Consider the following 20455-nt stretch of genomic DNA (forward strand, 5'->3'; position numbering starts at 1 on the left):
TCCCGTCAATGACAGGAGCTTGGTTCCTGCTTGCCGGGCTCTGTACCAATCTGGACGTTGGCGCAGCCACTGCCTGGTCGGAGCGTATGCTGGGCTTTCGCAGTCCTGCTCAATTCTCCCCGATGCGGTAGACGCAACCAGTAATAAGTGACCCCTGGAACGAATGTGCACGTTCGCTGTTTCCAAGGTCTACAAATGGAGGCCACCTTGAAAACATTCGCTACTGCACTTGCACTTCTCGTGATGTCGACTGCGTCGTTCGCCCAGACACCTGCGCACACGCCTTCGCAAGCCGCAGCTCCTATTGCAGCTGCCGGCGACTGGAGCGCATCTAAGATGTCAGGTGTGAACGTCTACAATGAAGCTAACGACAAGATCGGTGAGATTTCTGATGTGATCATCACTGAGCAAGGGCAGGTGAAAGGCGTCGTTATCGAAGCTGGCGGCTTCCTGGGAATGGGAAAGCACTATGTACTGGTCGCCATGAACAGCTTGAAGTTTTCCAACGAGGCAGGAAAGACATCATCAGGAAAAACGTCTGAGACTAAGAGAGAATGGTATCCAGACCGGGCCGTCCTGAACGTGACGAAAGACAACCTGAAGGCGATGCCTGAGTTCAAGTACTAAGCCTCAATCAGGGCTCCAAAGCATTTGTTTTGGAGCCCTCCTTTGCGCGCACCCAATGAGCCAATGAAGGGCTTCTACAAACTCTGATGCAATGACCTGATACGGCACCAGAGCTCCATGTGCCTTTCCACAACGAGCGAGGTTCTGTCATCTGCTCCCCGCTCGCGACGCGCCACTTTCGCCCGCCACGCAACGGAGATGCACAAATGACGTCTCCGTTGCGAGTTCGTTCTGAGAATTCAGGCTACTCAAGTACAGGGGCCGTCATTGCTCAGCGCGGAATACTCCGGCCTTACTTCTGGGTGCAGGTGCCTGACTGCCCGGTGCCCCGCTTGTAGGTGCCGCCATTAGCATTGCAGCCCGTTTTCAGCTTGGCGCAGAGGGCCTTATCGTTGCAGAAAGCGTCCGACTGCGGACCGATGTCGGCGGCAAATCCCATCTGCTGGCCGGCCTGTGATGGTTTGGTGCAGACGCCTGACGAACCGTCCGGCTTGCTCGGCGAATATTTATAGCCGGCACCCTCGCAGGCCGCCTTGAGCCGGGCGCAACTGAAATTGCTGTTGGGTTTGTCTCCCTTGCTGTTGCAACTGCCGACAGCTTGTCCGGCGGAGGTCGGCGGCGGTTCGGAGCGTATCGTCGCCCCTGGGTCCGGCTTGGTCATGGGCTGTGCCAGCGCGGTGGCCGAGGCGAAAATCAAGAGTGCTGCTGTAACGAGACTACGTCTGATCATCTTCGTTCCTCCGGGGCTACTTACGACAGATCGTCGGTCCTTGACCGACGTGAGACTTCTCATCTGACGGTGACAACGCTCCAGGGGTTCAAGGGCAGTGGAAACAAATCGTTTGCGGATAGCCCGTCACCTTGGGCGACGGTCGCTGTTGAGCGTTTCGCGCAACAGCATTCGGGGGCTACCTCGTCCGTCCCAGATTTATTTGCTTGCTCCATCTCCCGGTGGAGACGACGCATTCCAATATTACCCCTCATCTCTCGCGATACGGAGTCGCGGAGGTGTTGGTCGCTTTCGTGACCGGCAAAAAACGTTTCGTTTTGCTATTTGGAGGCGCGTAAGACCCATGCCCGTGTTGATGTTTAGCGCGATCCTTGGCTGCGGCCTGCTCTTTTATGTCAGCTATCGCTACGTGCGATCTCATCCCCCCATGCGGGAAGAGCGAGAGGCACCTGAAGATGCACCTCAAGAGATCGCGAAAGGCGATTGAGCGGCCGCTCATAGCGCTTTCTTGACGCGTGAAGCTGATCGCGGAGGGCGAAGCACATTATTATGTTAAAGCGAATGATATCAAATGTTCTTTAACATACTGATAAATAATGATTTTCAATCCCATCAGACGGCGTTCTGAATAGACAAAAAACCGCCCATATGCCCCCATACCCAGACGTGTATGGGAACGGATGCGTCGGTAAGGCGCGGACTTGGGCCACACCGCCGTCCCCACCTAAACAGGGGGAACAGGCAGGTGAGTGAAAACGACCCGACCGACTACGCTCTCGCGGCAATTGCGGTTCACCTCAACAAACCGGAAACATCCAACGAAGCAGACGCCGGGGGCGTACCCGAGGCTGAGACGGCAGAAGAGCCCGGCTTTGAACCGGATCCGGAGGAGGACGTCCTAGCGGCGGAGCCAGATGTCCCCGAACTCCCTTCCAACCTCAATGAGGATGACAGCTACACGAAGTTCGGCCCCGGCCCGCTCGTCGCCGTTCGGTTCAAGTGGACGACACGCCGCGGCGACAAAGACGAATATTTCGTTGATGAAACGATCGGAGAAAGCTCCTACCCGCTTGTCAGCGGTCCGATGACACACGAAGCCGCAATCAAGTTCGTCGACGACCGCGAACGTGACGCATGCCAGCGGTTTGAAACTCTGCGAAGTGAGATGGCTGGCGGAGAAACCGGGCAGCGCGCTAGCGAATAGTTGGCGGCCGACTGAAGAACTGACCTCTCTGAGCCGAACGCCGTGCGGCTCCGTCGAAAAGGCGAGCGGCTTCCACCTCGGCGCATTGTGAGTGACTTGGATTACATTCCAGAGATTCTAACTCCAAGGTCGAACAGACAATTCCGACAGGCATCTTCTGCCGGCGAGCCATCCTGGACCCCGCTGAACCAATAGATCAGAATATTAATCGATCTTCTTGTTTTACCAATTGAGCTCCGCCGCATGGGCGGGGCTTTGATGTCGTCAGCTGCTGACCTTGCCGGCATATTCCTCGTCGGTGACGTGCTCCATCCAGGTGACGGCACTTCCGTCAAGGGACTCATGCACCGCGATGTGGGTCATGGCGGCGGTCGGCGCGGCGCCGTGCCAGTGCTTTTCTCCCGGTGAGAACCATACTGTGTCGCCGGGGTGGATTTCGCGGATTGGTCCGCCCTCGGTCTGGACCAACCCGACGCCGGAAACCACGTATAGCGTCTGGCCGAGCGGATGAGTGTGCCATGCCGTGCGCGCGCCCGGCTCGAACGCGACGTTCGCGGCGAGGACACGCGAGGGCGCGTTCGCGGTAGCGATGATCGGCTCGACCGAAACCATGCCGGAGAAGTATTCCTTGGGTCCAGGTTTTGCCGGTCGCGACCCTGCTTGATGGATATCCATGGTGATCCTCCCTGAGTTGCCGCGCACGCGACGGCGCTCTGAGCGCTGTCGTGCCTCTTCGCTGATTACAGCATCCTGTGAGCTCGCCATCAATAATTCATTGAATTTGCATACACTATTCTTGAGATTCCACTCGGCATTCCTGAGCTTCCGCTTGGGGCCAACCGGGCTGGCGAACTTATTGATTGGTCATGGACGCATCCTTGTCCCCGCCTCGCCTTCTGCCAAGCGGCGACGCCGCCATCACGGTGGAATTCGGCCGCAACATCGACGAGCAGACGAACCGTCGTGTGCTTGCACTTGATCGCGCGCTTTCAGACACGCCAATCGACGGCGTTACGGAAACGGTGCCAACCTATCGATCGCTGCTTGTTCACTACGATCCCGTTCGGATCGGTTTCGAAGAACTTGGGGAACGCCTGTCGGCACTCGCGCGATTGCCCGTGCCTCCGACCACCCCGGCGCGGCGCTGGCGCATCCCCGTTGTCTATGGTGGCGAGAACGGCATCGATCTGGAAGATATCGCGAAGACGTTGAACATCACGCCTGAGGATATCGTGGCGCGTCATGTCGCCGGCGACTATCGTGTCGCCATGATCGGATTTACGCCGGGTTGGTCCTATCTTAGTGGCCTCGACCGTTCGCTACAGATGCCACGGTTGCAGAACCCGCGCTTACTTACGCCTTCCGGTGCAGTTTCGATTGGCGGTTTTCAGACGGGTATCCAGTGCCTCGCTGGACCCAGCGGCTGGCGCCTGTTGGGACGAACCGCTGTGCGTACCTATCAGCTCCATCGCAATCCTGTTTTCCTGCTCGAACCGGGAGACGCCATCACGTTTTATGCGGTCGACGGCAAGCAATTCGCGGAACAGGATCGCGCTGCCGAGCGCGGCGAGTTTGTCGCGCAGTTGGTGACTTCGTGAGCAAACTTGTTGTCACGGCGGCCGGGCCAGCGACCTCAGTTCAGGACGGCGGCCGCTATGGTGCGCAGCGCTATGGGTTGACGCCAAGCGGTGCAGCGGATCGCCTGGCACTGGCTGCTGGTAACTGTCTGGTCGGCAATCTACCCTTTGCCGCTGCGGTTGAAATCGGCCCGTTCAGCACAAGCTTCGCGGTCCGCGAAGGCAAGGTGCGCATCGCGCTCACGGGCGCTGCGCGGGATGCTGAAGTTTCAGGCCGCTCGATTTCGTTCAACGAATCCTGCACGCTCGCTGATGGCGACAGCCTGATGCTCGCCGCTGCGCGCGATGGTACCTTCAGCTATCTCGCGATCGAAGGCGGAGTGAAGGGTGAGCCGATGTTTGGCAGCCTCGCCGTTCATGCACGCGCTGGCCTTGGCAGTCCGTTTCCGCGGCCGTTTCGGGCTGGCGACGTGCTCGATGTGGATGCGGCAAAGGCTGGGGTCGAGCACGGGATCGAACTTCCTTCTCAAGCCGATGGTCCGATCCGCGTCGTAATGGGTCCGCAAGACGATGAATTTGGCGAGGCTATAGAACTGTTTCTTGGCAGCGAGTGGAGAATCTCGGCGACGAGCGATCGCATGGGTTATCGCCTCGAAGGTCCCATCATCAAGCATCTTTACGGCCATAACATTGTCTCCGATGGCACCGTGAATGGCAGCATTCAGGTTCCCGGCAACGGACAACCGATCGTCCTGATGCCAGATCGCGGCACCAGCGGCGGCTATCCGAAAATCGCAACCGTCATTACAGCGGACCTCGGTCGCTTCGCCCAAATTCCCATGGGTCGCAGCTTTCGCTTCAAGGCGGTCACCATCGCCGAAGCACAGGCTGAAGCACGCGCGATGGCGCGCCTATTGCGGGCATTGCCCAACCGTGTCTGTAAGGTGCGCAATACGGACATCAATGATGTGTTGCAAAATGCAAATATCGCCGGAACCGCGGTGAATGCATTCGACAGCGGGACGTGGCAGACTTGGCCGCCTTTGGAGCCATAACGGGTTCTCACTCCTCGTATCGGACGAACCATGACGATCGACCTCAACTGCGATCTCGGCGAAAGCTTCGGCGTTTGGCCGATGGGCGATGATGCTGCAATGATCGAGCTTGCGACGTCTGTTAACATCGCCTGCGGCTTCCACGCCGGCGATGCGGACACAATGAAGACGACTGTCGATCTCGCCAAAACACACGGCGTCAGCATAGGCGCGCACCCTGGCTATCGCGATCTGCACGGCTTCGGGCGACGGCCGATCGTCGGTCTTACGTCGAGGGAAATCGAAAACCTCGTCGCTTACCAGATCGGCGCGCTCCAGGCGATCGCCACCATGGCCGGCCACAGGGTCACGCATGTGAAGGCGCATGGCGCGCTGTCCAACGTGGCTTGCGAGGACGACACGACCGCGCGCGCGATCGCCTCCGCGATCAAGGCGGTCGACTCCGATCTCGTCTTCGTGGTGCTTGCGAACTCGCGTCTCGTTAGGGCCGGCGAGGCTGCCGGTCTGCCGATGGTGCATGAAGTGTTCGCCGACCGTGCCTACGAAGACGACGGATCGCTGGTGTCGCGGCGCAAGCCGGGTGCGGTGCTGCATAACGCGGACGATATCGCTCGCCGCGTTGTGAGAATGCTTCAATCCGGAGAGGTTATTTCAATCACCGGCAAGACGATCAAGATGCGCATGGACACCGTCTGCATTCATGGCGATACGCCGGGTGCGGTCAATATCGCGCGTTCATTGCGCAAAGCGCTCAAAGACAACGGCATCGCGGTCGCGCCGTTCAGGGCAATGAAATAATAGCTCCGTCAGAACGGATGGACAGCGAGCGAGCCGAATACCACTGCGGCGATCAGGGCGAGCGAGCCATAGAGTGCAAGTGTCTGGAGCCGTAACACGGTTCGCTCATTCAGGCTACGGGCGCTAACGTTCAGGCGGTCAGATCGTTGTTGCATCTTCGGCCCTCCGGCTCAACACGGGCTAACAATGAACGACGGTTCCCATCAGAGGCAAGGTAGTAGAGGAAAATAACGATACGATTCTTCAAAACGCGGCATATCCAGACAGAAATTCTCCCCTCCCCGTTGTACGAAAAATTCAATTCGCGGGTGGTCCAGATGCTGCGCTGCGAGACGTGCTTTTACGGCTTGAGGATTATGGCTCCTGTCGTCCGGCGACTTTCCAGCTCCGTTTGAGCTTTCGCCGCGTCCTTCAGTGCGTAGGCATGATTGATCTGAATGTGCAGCTTGCCATTGATGACGGCGGCGAACAGCGTATCGGCGCCTTCAAGAAGCTCACTGCGCGTCGCCACATAGTCGTTCAGCTTCGGACGCGTGGCAAACAGTGAGCCATGATTGGAAAGTTCGGCCAATGCAAACGGCGGCACCCGACCTGAAGCGTTGCCGAAACTGACGAATAGTCCGCGCGGCCGCAAGCAGGATAGCGAGCCTGGAAACGTGGCCTTGCCGACGCCGTCGTAGACCACGTCGCACAATTCGTTGCGGCTGATCTGTTTGACGCGCGCGACAAAATCCTCCTCCTCGTAGAGGATGACGTGATCGCAGCCATTGGCCAGCGCGAGGTCCGCCTTGGCCTTCGACCCTACGGTGCCGATGACATTCGCGCCAAGCGCCTTCGCCCACTGGCAGGCGAGAAGCCCGATGCCGCCCGCCGCGGCATGGATCAGCACACGATGACCGTGCTCGACCTTGAAGGTCTTGTGCAGGAGATACCAGACCGTCAGCCCCTTAAGCATCAGCACCGCGCCCTGCTCGTAGGTGATGTGGTCGGGCAGTTTAACCAGCTTGTCCGCCGGGATATTGCGGTCGGTCGCATAACCGCCAAGATCAAAATAGTAAGCGACGCGGTCACCGGGATGAAAATTGGTGACCCCCGGTCCAACGGAGACGACTTCGCCAGCCGCTTCATTGCCGATGATAAACGGCGTAGCCGGCATCTTGTAGAGCCCGCTGCGATAGTACACGTCGATGAAATTCAGGCCGATCGCATGTTGTTTGATGCGAACCTCGCCTTGTTCCGGCGCGGGTAAGTCCACGGCCTCATAGACAAGCGCCTCGGGACCGCCGACCTGATGAACGCGTACCGCCCTGGTCATCGTCCCTCTCCCTGCCTTTTGCATCAAGAGCGAAAGACATTGGACTGATGTTGTCAACCAGCGAAACGCCTCCAGGAACTCAGCCGCCCGTCTTCTCGCGATTGCGCCTCGCGAGCACGTTGAACATTTCCACCGCCGCGGAGAAAGCCATCGCAAAGTAGATATAGGCGCGCGGGATGTGGAAATGAAATCCGTCGGCCACGAGCGCGACCCCGATCAGCACCAGAAACGCCAGCGCCAGCATCTTGGTTGTTGGGTGTTTGCTGACAAACCGGGAAACCGGTCCCGACGCCAGGTACATGACGAAACATGCGATGATGACGGCTGCGATCATGATCTCGAGATCTTTCGCCATGCCGATCGCGGTGATGATGGAGTCAAGAGAAAACACCAGATCGATGATAATGATCTGCACGATGACCCAAAAAAACGCGCGTGGTTTCGGCGCTTCGCGCACCTCGTGTTCTCGAACTTCCACCTCTCCATGAATCTCGTGCGTGGCCTTGGCGATCAGGAACAAGCCGCCGCCGACCAGGATGATGTCGCGCCAGGAAAATGCGAAGTCTTGCACCGTTAGCACCGGCTCGGTCAGGCCGATCAGCCAGACCAGAACGGTCAGTAGAGCAATGCGGAAGATCACCGCCAGCGCCAGGCCGATCTGGCGCGCGCGCTTTGCCTGCTTGGGCGGAATACGCGAAACGATCACCGACAGGAAAATGACATTGTCGATGCCCAACACGATCTCGAGCACAGTCAGCGTCAACAGTGCAGCCCATGCTTCGGGGCTGGTCAGCAGTTCAATCATCAATTTCTGGCCTCAGGAGACGGATCACGGCATCGCCACAGACGATGTAGAGCGCAATGGCGCAAAGCACGGCGGTGACCGGCATTGCCACATTGAAATCGTTGGCAATGGTCATCATCGCAAGCGCAGCCCATACAGCGATCAGCGACAGATTGAAACCGCGAAACCGCTTCACCCGTACCGGATGTAATACCTTGAAGGGAACGAAAGTCAGTACGATAAGCGCAGCGATGGCGAACGCCGACGCCGCCGGCGATGGACGCAGCAGAAACAGATAAAACGCCGCGGCATTCCAGAGCGCCGGAAAGCCGCGAAAGTGGTTGTCCTCTGTCTTCATTCGGCGATCGGAAAAATAGAGTGCGCTGCTGATCACAATGCCTACACCCAGCAACGGTGCGGCGAGCGGAAGCAGCAGGCCGCTCGCGGTAATGGCATAGGCCGGAACGAATACGTAAGTGAGGAAGTCGACAACCAGATCCAGGGTTTCTCCGGACCAGTTTGGCTGCATTGCTTCGACATTCAGCCGCCGCGCCATCGGCCCATCCAGGCCATCGATCAGGAGCGCGAGACCAAGCCAAGTAAACACGGCTGTCCAGTGCTCTCGCACCGCTTCCAGCATGGCGAGCAGCGCAATTCCGGCCCCACTAGCTGTGAAGACATGGACGAACAGCGCGGCAGCGCGCGACGTTCCGGGTCCGGGTGGCGGGGCCTGCCGGCTTGGTTGGCTCATTTGCACATCTTGCTATCAGGAATCGGACCGGTTTGTATAATGGTCGTTGCGGCGTTCCGCCGCGCGAGCGATTGGAAACGACTCCTGCTGGCTACGGCAATGCTCGTCTGCGGGCTTGAAAATGTCGCTGCGAATGCCGATTGTTGATCCATGAATGAGAGTACGAAACCGGTTGCGATCTTTGATGTCGCGGTGGTGGGTGGGGGGCCTGCCGGATTGGCTGCCGCGATCGCCCTCTCCCGTGCAGGTGCACGGACGGCGCTGATCGCGCGGCGCGTTGGCTATGGCGATAATCGGACGACGGCCCTGCTCGGCGGTTCCGTCGATCTTTTGCGGCAGCTTGACGTATGGCCCCGCTGCGAGGCCGATGCCGCCGCGCTCCGTGTCATGCGGCTCGTCGACGATACCCGGCGTCTTATCCGGGCTCCGGAGGTGCGTTTCTCCTCCGACGAGATCGGGCTCGATGCGTTCGGCTATAACATTGAAAACCGCACGCTGATGGCCGCCATGGAGGCGCGAGCCGTGGAAGCGGAAAACCTCACGCGGATCGACGGCGAGGCCGAGCACGTCACGCCGGACGATACTGTCGTCACCATCGCAACCCGGCAGGGAGAGACGTTAACCGCTCGTCTGGCTATCGGCGCCGATGGGCGGCAGTCGCTCTGCCGCAAGGCTGCGGGCATCGGCGTCACACGTCGCGCGCTCGATCAGGCTGCATTGACGTTCAACGTTGCGCACAGCCGGCCGCACAAGAACATTTCCACCGAATTTCACACGCCGCATGGCCCCTGCGTTTTCGTGCCGTTGCCCGGAGACCGCTCCAGCGTCGTCTGGGTCGCCTCTCCGAAGGAGGCGGCACGGCTCGCTGCGCTAACCGACGACGAGTTGGTCGAAGCCGCCGAACGGCAATCGCATTCGATCCTGGGACGGCTTCAGGTCGGCCAAGGGCGGAGTGTGTTTCCGCTAGGGATCGAGCAACCAGCGCGCTTTGCAAGCAACCGCATTGTACTGGTTGGCGAAGCCGCCCATGTACTACCGCCGATCGGCGCGCAGGGGCTGAACCTGGGCCTGCGTGATGCCGCCGATATCGCAGACGTTGTCCGCGACGCTCTCTCTTCCGGAAAGGATCCGGGTGCATCTCAGACTCTTGCGCGATTTGAAACGGCGCGGCGCAGCGACGTCCTAAGCCGGTCGTTCGCGATCGACATGGCAAATCGGTCGCTGCTGAGCGATTTCCTGCCGATCCAGACTGCACGCGCGCTCGGGCTGCACCTGATCAGCAAGGTCGGCCCGCTCCGGCGCCTTGCCATGCGCGAAGGTCTTTCGCCGTCGTGGCGGCAACGTCCATACGGAGAAACCGGATTTGGCTCAGCTTGAACGGCCGCCTCGGCCGTCCCGGTTAGCGGAACCCAATTCACTCGGTTTTGCCTCTAGCTTAGGCCGCAATCCTGGTCTATTCGACCAAGGATGATGAAAGCGCGTATCGCCAAATTCCAGATCGGCCAAATCGTTCGCCATCGGATTTTTTCGTTTCGTGGCGTGATCTTCGATATCGATCCGGTCTTCAACAACACGGAAGAATGGTGGCTCTCGATCCCGGAGAATGTCCGGCCGCACAAGGACCAGCCGTTCTACCATCTGCTTGCCGAGAATGCGGATTCCGAATACGTGGCTTATGTGTCCGAGCAGAACCTTCTGCCAGACGATTCCGGTGAACCAATTCGGCATTCGCAGGTCACAGAAATTTTCGTCAAGGACAAGTCCGGGGGCTATCGCCCTCGCAACCCGTCCCTGAACTGAGGGCGTAGTTACTCGTCAACAAAAAAAAAGCGCTCCGCGAGGAGCGCTTTTTCATTTGCGTGTTTGAAAAAATCTATTGCTTGGCGGTAGGTGCGCCGGCGCTCTGCTGAGTAGCTTCGAGCTTCGCGCGTGCCTCAGCGGCTCGCTTTTGCAGTTCTTCCTGGAGTTTCTTCTGGGTCTCCTCGAACACCTTGGGGTCGGTCGGCGGGCCGTCATAGGCCTTCGCGAATTCAGCGAGCGGCAGCGGCAGCGTCAGCGGAGCCCCGTTGGAATTGATCGCCTGCACAATCAGGTTCTGGCCCTTCTTCATGTGGCCGAGCATATCCGCTGTCAGTTCATAATCAGACATGCAGCCGTTGGTGAAGCAGATCACGTAAGGGCTCTGCTGCGGCGGATTACTGTCGATAATGATCCGCGTTCCGTGGACCAGTTGCATCCCGAGCGGCAGCGTCACGCGAAGAATCTTCTTCGGCTCGCCTTCGGGCTCGATGATGACCGCTGCGATCACAGGTTGGCCGGATTCGATCCGTCCATCCTTGCCGGTGAAACACACCTGCTTGGCCTTCTCGTCCTTCCCCTTCAGGCAGAACTTGGTCCAGGGCGCATAGATCAGCTGTACCTGCTGGTCGGCTGGCGCTGCCTGAGTCGCCGGCGCTGCCTGAGTTGCTGGCGCCGCCTGAGTCGCTGGCGCTCCCTTTGCGGCCCCCGGTTTGCCTTTGGATGAGGCGGGCGCTTGCTGAGCGAAAGCGTCCGACACAAATGGAGCGGCTACGAGCGTCACCGCGGCGAACAAGGCAAAGGCCCGTCCGCGAGGCAAAGCGGACGCGGTCAAGAGACGAAAATTCATTGCGGAAAACCCTTTCCTGAACGCCAGCGGTCTCGATTCTAACATTCGCATTTCGTTTCAGCGAGCCTTACGAATGTTTAGAATCGAAGGACCGCTTGCAACCCAATTGCTGGTGGAGTTTCGAATTCGACATTCGCGTTCCCGACGCGGTCGGCTGGCGAAAATATCGAATTCACTCCACTAGGACCCGCCCCCGAAGGGCGGGCGTCGGCGCAGACCATTCGGCGGCTGTCTCTTAGTGAAATGAGGCGGTTACGTGACGGTTCGCACTATCATGGACAATTGCCCGCCTTCAATACTAGGGCGCATAAAAAGATCAATGGCAACATACGTTTTTTGACATCCCTTCAAACCGCGTCGCGGCGGTTGTGATAAAATTTTCTGTGCGTAAGTTCGAATCAAAACGGATCCGGTTTTTTCGATCGATACCGCGTTACCGCGGCCGGACAGGAGTGTGTCTGGCGCTCGCAGTCGGGCTGCTCGCTGCCGGATACCAAGGAGTTGCGGCGAATCCCGGCTACGCCATCGCAATGCATGGCAAACCGGTCTTGCCGCCTGATTTCAGCCAGATGCCCTATGCCAATCCGGACGCTCCCAAGGGTGGTCAACTGGTTCAGAGTGTTCCCGGTAGCTTCGATAGCCTCAATCCCTTCATCGTCAAAGGCGTCGCGCTCCAGCAAATTCGAGGGTTCGTGGTCGAGAGCCTGATGGCCCGAGGCAACGACGAACCTTTCACGCTCTATGGCCTGCTGGCGGACAAGATTGAAACCGACGATGCCCGAACTTACGCCACCTTCCACCTCAACCCGCTGGCGCGTTTTTACGACAAACAACCCGTTCGTGCCGAAGACGTGCTCTTTTCCTGGCAACTCCTCCGGGACAAGGGCCGCCCCAATCATCGTCAGTATTATTCGAAAGTTGCAACGGCAGAGGCGATCGATGAATGGACGGTGCGTTTCGATTTCGGTGGAACCGTGGATCGCGAACTGCCCCTGATCCTTGGCTTGATGCCTATTTTGCCGAAACATGCCATCGATGCCGCTACTTTCGAACAGACCTCGATGACACCCCCGTTGGGGTCTGGGCCGTATCGCGTGACCTCAGTCAAGCCTGGCGCCAGTGTTACGCTGACGCGCAACCCGGACTACTGGGGGCGTGACCTGCCGGTCAACCGCGGCCTGTGGAATTTCGATGAGATCAGGTTCGATTTTTATCGAGAAGCCAATAGTCAGTTCGAGGCCTTCAAGCGCGGTCTGTATGATTTTCGTGTCGAGACTGAACCGCTGCGCTGGCACGAAGGGTACAATTTTCCGGCTGCGGGCAATGGCCAGCTCGTGCGCGAAGCCGTCAAGACCGGCCTGCCCGCTCCCTCGGAATATCTGGTGTTCAATGCGCGACGGCCGATATTCTCCGATATTCGTGTCCGCGAGGCGCTGACGCTGCTATTTGATTTCGAGTGGATCAACCGAAATTATTTTTTTGGACTTTACAGCCGTGCTGGCGGCTTCTTTGCGGGATCGGAGCTATCCGCCTACGCACGCGCTGCTGACGAAGGAGAGCGGTCGTTGCTGGAGCCGTTTCCGTCGGCCGTGCAGCCCGACATTCTCGACGGCAGCTACCGCCTTCCGATGACCGATGGTTCGGGCCGGGACCGCGAGGCCTTGCGTGCCGCCCTCGCCCTTCTGTCGCAAGCGGGTTATGAGTTTGACGGCACGGTTTTACGTCACCGCTCAACCAAAGTGCCCCTCGCCTTTGAAATCCTGGTGACCACCCGTGATCAGGAGCGAATCGCGCTGACTTACGCGCGTGATCTGAAGCGGGCAGGCATTGACGTGTCCGTGCGCTCAGTCGATGGCGTACAGTTCGATCAGCGTCGGCTCGGGTTTGATTTTGACATGATCCAGAATCGCTGGGATCAATCGCTGTCGCCCGGCAATGAACAGTCCTTCTACTGGGGTAGCGAAGCCGCCGACACTCCGGGTACCCGAAATTACATGGGCGTGAAGAACCCGGCGATCGATGCCATGATCGCAGCCATGCTCAAAGCCCGGCAGCGACCCGACTTCGTAGATGCGGTTCGCGCACTCGACCGGGTCCTGATGTCCGGATTTTATGCAATTCCGGTCTATAACGTTCGAGAACAATGGATCGCGCGCTGGAATCGGATAGAACGACCAGCAGCGACCGCGTTGACTGGATATCTCCCTGAAACATGGTGGCGAAGGCCGCCGAAGCCGGGCAAGTGACCTCGTGCTCCAGAACAATCCATCGCCCACGCTGGATGAGCTATTCGACCGTATCCGTGCCCGGCAGCCGGATCAGCCGGCGCTGATTGATCCGCCCGACAAGTTGCGGGTTACGGGACAACCGCCGCGGCGTCTGACCTTTGCCCAGGCAGATCGGGCCGTATCAGCGTTGGCGGCCCACTTTATCGACGCCGGTTTGCCGGCCAATTCGGTCATAGCAGTACAATTGCCGAACACCATTGAATTGGTGCTGACAGTGCTTGCCGCCTATCGCGCCGGTCTGATCGTCGCGTTATTGCCCCAGCTTTGGCGGCAGGCTGAACTTACTGTTGCGATCAACCGAACGGGAGCGCGCGCGATCGTTGCCATGGGCAATATCGACGGTGTCGATCATGCCGATCTGGCGATGAATGCGGCTGCGGAGGTCTTTTCCGTCCGTCATGTCTGCGGATTCGGCAGCAATTTGCCGGAAGGAATGGTTCCACTGGAAATTGCCATCGATAGGAAAATCGACAACTCGCGGCTCGCGGTCCAGGATTCGCGCCGCGCCGCGCTGGTGACGTTCGAGGCCTCGGGCTCGGGTTTTCTCGCGGTGCCACGAACCCATGTAAACCTGATCGCCGCCGGGCTCGCCGTGTTTCTTGAGAGTGAATTGCCCCAGAGCGCAACAATTCTCTCGGCTCTCGCACCGTCGTCGTTCGCCGGGCTGACTTCATCGTTCGTGATGTGGCTGCTCAGCGGCGGCACGCTGGCACTGCATCATCCCTTCGACGAGGATGTTCTTGCGCAGCAGATCGAGACCGAACGTTGCGACACGCTGGTCACGCCGGCTCCGCTGGCATTGCGGATGGCGGAAGCCGGCGTTCTGTCATCCATGCCGAGCTTGCGTCATGTCGTCGGGCTCTGGCGGGTTCCGGAACAGGTGGGGTCGAGTGCGCTCTGGCCCGACAACGGGTGTCAGATGACGGACGTCTACCTGTTCGGCGAAGTGGGTCTTTTCGCGGCTCGCCGGGCGGAGGATGGCTCCCCTGCCCCAATCATGCCCGGTCCTTACCGGGCGCCGCCTCAGGTTCCCATATCATCGACGGCCGGCGAAATCGTTTTGACTCCGAACGGAACGCTGGGGCTACGGGGACCGATGGTTCCGATCGCGGCTTACGCCCCGTCGGAACGGCCGTCCGATGCCCTCGGCTCGCTGTCCCAGCCGGACTTCGTGGATACAGGCTATGCGGCACGGATCGATCGCGCCACAGGCGCCATCGCCATCACGGCCCCGCCCGCTGGTGTCATGGCCGTAGGTGGTTACAGGTTTCTTGAACCGGATCTCCAGGAGTGGGCACGACGGCTCGGACCGAGCGCCATGCTGACCGCGCTTCCCGACCGTCTGAGCGGCCATCGCCTTGCCGGGCGAGCCAGCGACAATACTCGCGCTCGCGAGGCGCTCACGGAACTGGGGTTGAACCCGTTGATGGTGGAAGCGTTTCGCGATCGTCGGGTGACCGACTGATCGAATCCGGCACCATTCATTGACGCTGCATTAAGGGCAACAAACTAGGATTGTGAGCCTTGGTACGTATCCGGGTTCGTGAAAGATGTCCCAGCAAGGCCCGCTCATCGTTATCTCACACGGCGAGCGACGAGCGTCTCTAGTCATCCCATCATGCCAGAGCATCTTTCCCGTCATCGACATCGATTGGTCGGAAGCTTCCGAGGGCATCGAACTCCTTCAACCTGCAGCCGTCTTTGTCCCCACGACCGAAGGCGCGGCGGGTGGGGGATTGGATCGTCTTGCTGATCAGCTTGCTGCGATGCAGCCTTACGTTCCCCTGATCGTCGCCGATCCCGAAATGCCCTGCCCGGACAACGCGCTTCCGTTCTCGCTCCTGAACGGAGGGATCGATCGGTTCGACAGGCGTCTCAATGCGGCGCTACGCGTGCGAACGCTTCACAAGACCGTACTTCGGCGGCTTGCGAGTAATCCGGCGGTCCCACGCCTGCCGGATTCGAACCCGATCGGGGATGCGACCGTTCTCCTGATTGGGCGCGGCGCCGCCTATCCCACGCTATCGGTTGCTTTTGGCGAACGGCTCGGCGTCGTCGGGGCGCTCAGCATCGAGGTAGCGGCGAAGCACCTCAACGCGCGCGATCTGGACGGAATCATTATCAGCGAAGGATTCTCTCAGCGTGTGGTTGACGCGCTGTTGACTGTACTGGCTGAAGACTCGCGCTTTCGTAATTTGCCGATCGCGGTTACGTCCGGCGGCTCGTTGGCGAACTATGATCTTCCAAATCTCGAAGTGATGTCAGGCGAGCCCTATCGCGTCGTAAGCACATTTCTGCCGTTGGTTCGACAGCAAGCTTTCGAAGCCCGTCTCCGTCGTACGCTAAGGTCCATGGATGCGGGTGGTCTTTTGGACCCACGAACCGGCCTTCTGACCCTGGATGCCTTCCACCGTGAACTAAACTCGGCAATCCATCAGACCCGATCCAGCGCGGCAAACATCTCTGTTGCCCGCTTCTCACTTGGTCAGAAGCATGAACGCTCACTATTCGATGCAGCTCGTATTCTGAGCCGGCTCATGCGGCGAATGGATTTCGGTACGCTCGAAACCGACGGCTCGATCGTTGTGGTCTTCGCCGACGCCGATTTGCGCAACGCCCAGATGATCGCGCGACGGCTTTCGAGCGTGATGAAGCATACGACCCACAGTGTTAAACGAGCAATGCGAATCGATCCCCAGGTCGCCCTGACGGCATCAAGATCCGATGACTCCGTAGCGTCGCTTCTGAGCCGCTTGAATGAGAAGGCGCGTGCTGCGTCATGATAGCCGTTACGCCGCCTTGCGATCCTCCGCGAGATTGGCAAGCTGGCGCATGATTTCGGTGGTACCCATCAGGCGTTCCTCCGGAGTTTCCCAGTTCTGAAAGAACACGACTTTCATGTCGGGGCGAACCTTTGCCGCCTGTCCATGCTGGCGGATGAAATAAACCAGCCGATCGGGTTGCGCGAACTTGTTGTCCCGGAAGGAAATCACGGCGCCTTTCGGTCCCGCATCGACCTTCTCGACATTGGCACGGCGGCAATAGGCTTTGATCGCTGCGACCTTGAACAGGTAACGGACTTCGTCCGGCAATTGGCCAAAGCGGTCGCGCAGCTCCGCGGCAAAGTTATCGATTTCATCATCGGTGTCGAGGTCGGCAAGCCGACGATACAACGATAGCCGAACTGCCAGATCAGCAACGTAGTCTTCCGGGATCAACACCGGCATCCCGATGGTGATCTGCGGGGACCAGCGATCGTCGGCAAGTTCCGTCACGCCGGTTTTGAGATTCTCGATCGCCTCCTCCAGCATCGATTGATAGAGCTCGAATCCGACTTCCTTGATGTGGCCCGACTGTTCCTCGCCGAGCAGATTGCCGGCGCCGCGAATGTCGAGATCGTGCGATGCAAGCTGGAACCCGGCCCCCAGGGTTTCGAGCGACTGCAAAACCTTCAGCCGGCGCTCGGCCTGCGCCGTGATCTTATGCTTCGACGGCAGCGTGAACAGCGCATAGGCGCGCAGCTTCGAGCGGCCGACCCGGCCGCGCAACTGATAAAGTTGCGCCAGCCCGAACATGTCGGCGCGATGCACGATGAGAGTGTTGGCGGTCGGAATGTCGAGCCCGGACTCCACGATGGTCGTCGAGAGCAGGACATCGTACTTGCCGTCGTAGAAGGCCGATATGATGTCCTCGATCACTGTCGGCGGCATCTGACCGTGAGCGACAGCGACCTTCATTTCCGGCACGTGCTTGTCGAGAAAATCCTTGACCTCGGCCAGATCGCTAACGCGCGGTACGACATAGAAGGCCTGGCCGCCGCGATAGCGTTCGCGCAGCAGAGCCTCGCGGATCATCAAAGGATCGTGCGGCGCCACGAAGGTGCGGACGGCGAGCCGATCGACCGGCGGCGAGGCGATGATCGAGAGGTCGCGTACGCCAGTAAGGGCCAATTGCAGCGTGCGCGGGATCGGAGTGGCGCTCAGCGTCAGAACGTGTACGTGCGCTCGCAGTTGCTTCAGCCGCTCCTTGTGACTGACGCCGAAATGTTGCTCCTCGTCGACCACCAGAAGTCCAAGGTCTCTGAACTTAATGGATTTACTAAGTAAGGCATGTGTGCCGACGACGATATCCACCGAGCCGTCAGCAATCCCCTTCTTGACCTTCGTCAACTCCTTCGGCGACACCAGCCTCGATGCCTGCGCGACATTGACGGGAAAACCACGAAACCGCTCAATGAAAGTTTTTGTATGTTGACGTGCAAGCAGTGTTGTCGGCACAACGACCGCGACTTGCTTTCCGTCCAGTGCGACAGCAAAAGCCGCCCGCAAGGCCACTTCGGTTTTGCCGAAGCCCACGTCACCGCACACCAGCCGATCCATTGGCTTGCCGCTCTCGAGATCCTCCAGCGACGCTTGGATGGCGCCGAGCTGATCCTCCGTTTCATCGTAGGGGAAGCGCGCACAGAATTCATCGTAGAGACCGGACTGTACCGGCAGCTTCGGCGCATCACGCAAATGCCGCTCCGCGGCGATTCTAATCAATTCGCCTGCGATCTCACGAATGCGGCTTTTCAGCTTGGCCTTGCGGGCCTGCCACCCACCGCCGCCGAGCCGATCAAGTTCGACATTGGCGTGATCGGAGCCGTAGCGCGATAGCAGTTCAATGTTCTCAACCGGCAGGAATAGTTTGGTTTCGTTGGCGTAACGCAGTTCCAGACAATCGTGCGGCGCACCGCCGACTTCCAGCGTCTGCAGGCCGACAAAACGCCCGATACCGTGCTCGACGTGAACAACGAGATCGCCCGTCGCAAGGCTGGTTACTTCCGAGATAAAATTATCGAGTTTACGGCTGGCCTTGCGCGGCCGCACCAGACGATCGCCAAGGATATCCTGTTCGCTGATGACCGCTACGGTTTCGGTCTCAAATCCCGATTCTATTCCGACGACGGCCAGCATGACCTCATTGCGTGGCGTTGCCTGAACCGTGCGCCAGACATTGATGCTCGTCAGGTTGAGCAGCTTGTGATCCCTGAGCATGCTCGCCATGCGGTCGCGCGAACCCTCGCTCCACAACGAAACGATGACTTTCTTCCGCGTGGCCTGCAAGGCCAGCACGTGGGACACGACGGACTCGAAAACGTTGAGGGTAGCGTCTGCCCGTTCTGGCGCAAAATTTCGCCCCTGCCGTGCGCCCGCATCGATGACATTGAGAGTTTCGTCAGGCATCGCGAACGGCGTCAGTCGCACCAGCGCCGCTTCATTGATCCGTTTCGTCCATTCATCTGGCATAAGATAAAGACGGTCAGGCGGAAGCGGCTTATAGGGCGCGCCGCCGCCGGCGTGCTCAAGGGCCTCGCGGCGCGCTTCAAAGTAATCGGTGATCTGCTTGAAACGCTCGCTTGCGGCGTCTTCGCCCTGCGGTTCGATGACGATGGCCGCGCCGTCAAGATAATCGAACAGCGTGTCCATGCGTTCGTGAAACAGCGGCAGCCAGTGCTCCATGCCTGGATATCGCCGCCCTTCGCTGACAGCCTCATACAACAGGTCATCGCGTTCCGGTGCGCCAAAAGCCGCGACGTATCCCATTCGGAAGCGCCGAATGGTTTCGGTGACAAACTGGAATTCGGAGATCGGGACGAGATCGAGCGAGCGTACGTCGAACAGCGTGCGCTGGGTTTCCGGGTCGAATGATCGGATCGACTCCAGCGAGTCGCCGAAGAAATCGAATCGGACAGGCTGGTCGAGACTGGAGGGAAACAGATCGAGGATGCCGCCGCGCACGGCATATTCGCCGGGTTCGCGAACCGTCGAGGAACGATTGTAGCCGTTGTGCTCAAGCCATGCGACGATTGAATCCATCGGCACCACATGGCCGGGCGCGACCGACAGGGCCTGAGACGCAACGATCTCGCGCGCCGGCACGCGTTGCAGGATCGCGTTGATCGTCGTGAGCACGATCAGAGGCGCGTCGCTGCCGGTCAGACGAGACAAGCGCGCAAGCGTTGTCAGGCGCTGGGCAAGTACGCCTCCATGCGGCGAGACTCGATCATAGGGCTGGCAATCCCACGCCGGAAACTGCATGACCGAAATATCAGGCGCGAAGAACTCCAGCCCGCGCGCCAGCTGCTGCATCCGCGGGCCATCCCGGCAGACCACCGCCAGGCTAACTGCCGAGACCTGCCGCCCCGCCTTGGCCTTGATGGCTCGCGCGAGGTCAGAGACGACAAGCCCTTCGGCGCCTTCCGCGACATTCGCGAGCGTCAGTGGACGACCCGGTGACAGCGAGTCCGCAGGTGATCGGGGAGCCGCTTTCATGCGGCCTGTCCCGGCCGAAATGACTTTATACGATCAAACAGCGCGGTCCGATACTCGGAAGCCAGCGGAGCGCCGTCGCTGAGTGCTGCGTATAGGTCCGGGTCCGGAACCTCGATCAAGCTTTCGAGATCGTTTAATTCCGCGTCCGTCAACGAACCAATCTCCTCATCAACGAATCGGCCAAGAATCAAGTCCATCTCGCGCATCCCGCGATGCCAGCAGCGATACAGCAGCCGTTTTCGGCGGTCATCCAGGCCACGGCTTGATCGTGTCGATCCTGTCATCCATCAATTCCAATCAAACGCCAAAAGCCCGGACGAGCCGGGCCGGCACCATATAGCCTTCGCGATAACGGATGTCAGCAC

Annotated in this window: 19 protein-coding genes; 10 read left to right on the forward strand and 9 right to left on the reverse strand. The window is 59.3% G+C overall.

The genetic code is table 11. The annotated features are described in order from the left end of the window. Window positions 1-207 precede the first annotated feature (207 nt). Window positions 208-627: a PRC-barrel domain-containing protein gene (locus tag B2M20_RS08015; RefSeq protein WP_244553465.1), complete on the forward strand. Its 420-nt coding sequence runs from the start codon at window positions 208-210 to the stop codon at window positions 625-627. Window positions 628-919: 292 nt separating this feature from the next. On the opposite strand, the gene B2M20_RS08020 is transcribed toward B2M20_RS08015, so the two are convergent. Then, a complete protein-coding gene (locus B2M20_RS08020) occupies window positions 920-1357 on the reverse strand; it encodes a hypothetical protein (RefSeq protein ID WP_139372864.1) in 438 nt (145 codons plus the stop codon). A 745-nt stretch (window positions 1358-2102) separates the two neighbouring features. Between B2M20_RS08020 and B2M20_RS08025 the strand changes: the two genes are divergently transcribed. Beyond that, window positions 2103-2561: a hypothetical protein gene (locus B2M20_RS08025; RefSeq protein WP_079446534.1), complete on the forward strand. Its 459-nt coding sequence runs from the start codon at window positions 2103-2105 to the stop codon at window positions 2559-2561. A gap of 264 nt (window positions 2562-2825) precedes the next feature. Here the strand turns inward: B2M20_RS08025 and B2M20_RS08030 are convergent, their stop codons facing one another. Continuing rightward, the gene (locus B2M20_RS08030; protein ID WP_079446578.1) at window positions 2826-3236 is read right to left on the reverse strand and encodes a (R)-mandelonitrile lyase; all 411 of its coding nucleotides are present in this window, start codon (window positions 3234-3236) and stop codon (window positions 2826-2828) included. Between the two features lie 191 nt (window positions 3237-3427). Here B2M20_RS08030 and pxpB point away from each other — a divergent pair, with 191 nt between their 5' ends. From pxpB to B2M20_RS08045, 3 genes are read left to right on the forward strand one after another with little or no spacing between them, the layout of a single operon-like run. Continuing rightward, window positions 3428-4159, forward strand: a complete 732-nt coding sequence (gene pxpB / locus B2M20_RS08035; RefSeq protein ID WP_079446535.1) for a 5-oxoprolinase subunit PxpB — start codon at window positions 3428-3430, stop codon at window positions 4157-4159. Further along, window positions 4156-5193 (forward strand): 5-oxoprolinase subunit C family protein, encoded by a 1038-nt coding sequence (locus B2M20_RS08040; RefSeq protein WP_079446536.1) that lies wholly within the window; start codon window positions 4156-4158, stop codon window positions 5191-5193. The genes pxpB and B2M20_RS08040 overlap by 4 nt, the downstream gene beginning before the upstream one ends. Window positions 5194-5223: 30 nt before the next feature. Further along, window positions 5224-5991: a LamB/YcsF family protein gene (locus B2M20_RS08045; RefSeq protein WP_079446537.1), complete on the forward strand. Its 768-nt coding sequence runs from the start codon at window positions 5224-5226 to the stop codon at window positions 5989-5991. Window positions 5992-5999: 8 nt separating this feature from the next. Here B2M20_RS08045 and B2M20_RS19765 read toward each other — a convergent pair whose 3' ends face one another. The 4 genes from B2M20_RS19765 to pcsA form a co-directional block, all read right to left on the reverse strand. Further along, complete coding sequence (locus B2M20_RS19765) at window positions 6000-6146, reverse strand: hypothetical protein (protein ID WP_087881137.1); 147 nt, start codon at window positions 6144-6146, stop codon at window positions 6000-6002. Window positions 6147-6331: 185 nt separating this feature from the next. After that, window positions 6332-7306 carry a quinone oxidoreductase family protein gene (locus B2M20_RS08050; protein ID WP_079446538.1) on the reverse strand — a complete coding sequence of 325 codons (975 nt, stop codon included), beginning with the start codon at window positions 7304-7306 and terminating at the stop codon, window positions 6332-6334. Window positions 7307-7385: 79 nt separating this feature from the next. After that, a complete protein-coding gene (locus B2M20_RS08055) occupies window positions 7386-8111 on the reverse strand; it encodes a TerC family protein (protein WP_079446539.1) in 726 nt (241 codons plus the stop codon). Next, entirely contained in the window at window positions 8104-8841 is a 738-nt protein-coding gene (gene pcsA / locus B2M20_RS08060) for a phosphatidylcholine synthase (RefSeq protein WP_079446540.1), read from the reverse strand. The genes B2M20_RS08055 and pcsA overlap by 8 nt, the downstream gene beginning before the upstream one ends. Window positions 8842-8991: 150 nt before the next feature. Here pcsA and B2M20_RS08065 point away from each other — a divergent pair, with 150 nt between their 5' ends. Continuing rightward, complete coding sequence (locus B2M20_RS08065) at window positions 8992-10218, forward strand: UbiH/UbiF family hydroxylase (protein WP_079446541.1); 1227 nt, start codon at window positions 8992-8994, stop codon at window positions 10216-10218. Between the two features lie 90 nt (window positions 10219-10308). After that, entirely contained in the window at window positions 10309-10641 is a 333-nt protein-coding gene (hspQ, locus tag B2M20_RS08070; protein WP_079446542.1) for a heat shock protein HspQ, read from the forward strand. 73 nt (window positions 10642-10714) lie between these two features. Here hspQ and B2M20_RS08075 read toward each other — a convergent pair whose 3' ends face one another. After that, window positions 10715-11488 (reverse strand): invasion associated locus B family protein, encoded by a 774-nt coding sequence (locus B2M20_RS08075; protein WP_079446543.1) that lies wholly within the window; start codon window positions 11486-11488, stop codon window positions 10715-10717. 530 nt (window positions 11489-12018) lie between these two features. Between B2M20_RS08075 and B2M20_RS08080 the strand changes: the two genes are divergently transcribed. From B2M20_RS08080 to B2M20_RS08090, 3 genes are all read left to right on the forward strand, one after another. Further along, the gene (locus tag B2M20_RS08080) at window positions 12019-13734 is read left to right on the forward strand and encodes an extracellular solute-binding protein (RefSeq protein WP_244553467.1); all 1716 of its coding nucleotides are present in this window, start codon (window positions 12019-12021) and stop codon (window positions 13732-13734) included. 4 nt (window positions 13735-13738) lie between these two features. Next, on the forward strand, window positions 13739-15241 hold the full coding sequence (locus B2M20_RS08085) for an AMP-binding protein (protein WP_079446545.1): 1503 nt from the start codon (window positions 13739-13741) through the stop codon (window positions 15239-15241). Window positions 15242-15326: 85 nt separating this feature from the next. Continuing rightward, window positions 15327-16559, forward strand: coding sequence for a GGDEF domain-containing protein (locus B2M20_RS08090; RefSeq protein WP_079446546.1), 1233 nt, complete (start codon window positions 15327-15329; stop codon window positions 16557-16559). Window positions 16560-16565: 6 nt separating this feature from the next. On the opposite strand, the gene mfd is transcribed toward B2M20_RS08090, so the two are convergent. Both mfd and B2M20_RS08100 read right to left on the reverse strand, forming a co-directional pair. After that, complete coding sequence (gene mfd, locus B2M20_RS08095) at window positions 16566-20090, reverse strand: transcription-repair coupling factor (RefSeq protein ID WP_079446547.1); 3525 nt, start codon at window positions 20088-20090, stop codon at window positions 16566-16568. After that, complete coding sequence (locus B2M20_RS08100; protein ID WP_079446548.1) at window positions 20087-20374, reverse strand: FAD assembly factor SdhE; 288 nt, start codon at window positions 20372-20374, stop codon at window positions 20087-20089. Before B2M20_RS08100 ends, mfd begins: the two co-directional genes overlap by 4 nt. Between the last annotated feature and the right edge of the window lie 81 nt (window positions 20375-20455).

Source organism: Nitrobacter vulgaris (genome assembly GCF_002028545.1).
Classification (GTDB): domain Bacteria; phylum Pseudomonadota; class Alphaproteobacteria; order Rhizobiales; family Xanthobacteraceae; genus Nitrobacter; species Nitrobacter vulgaris.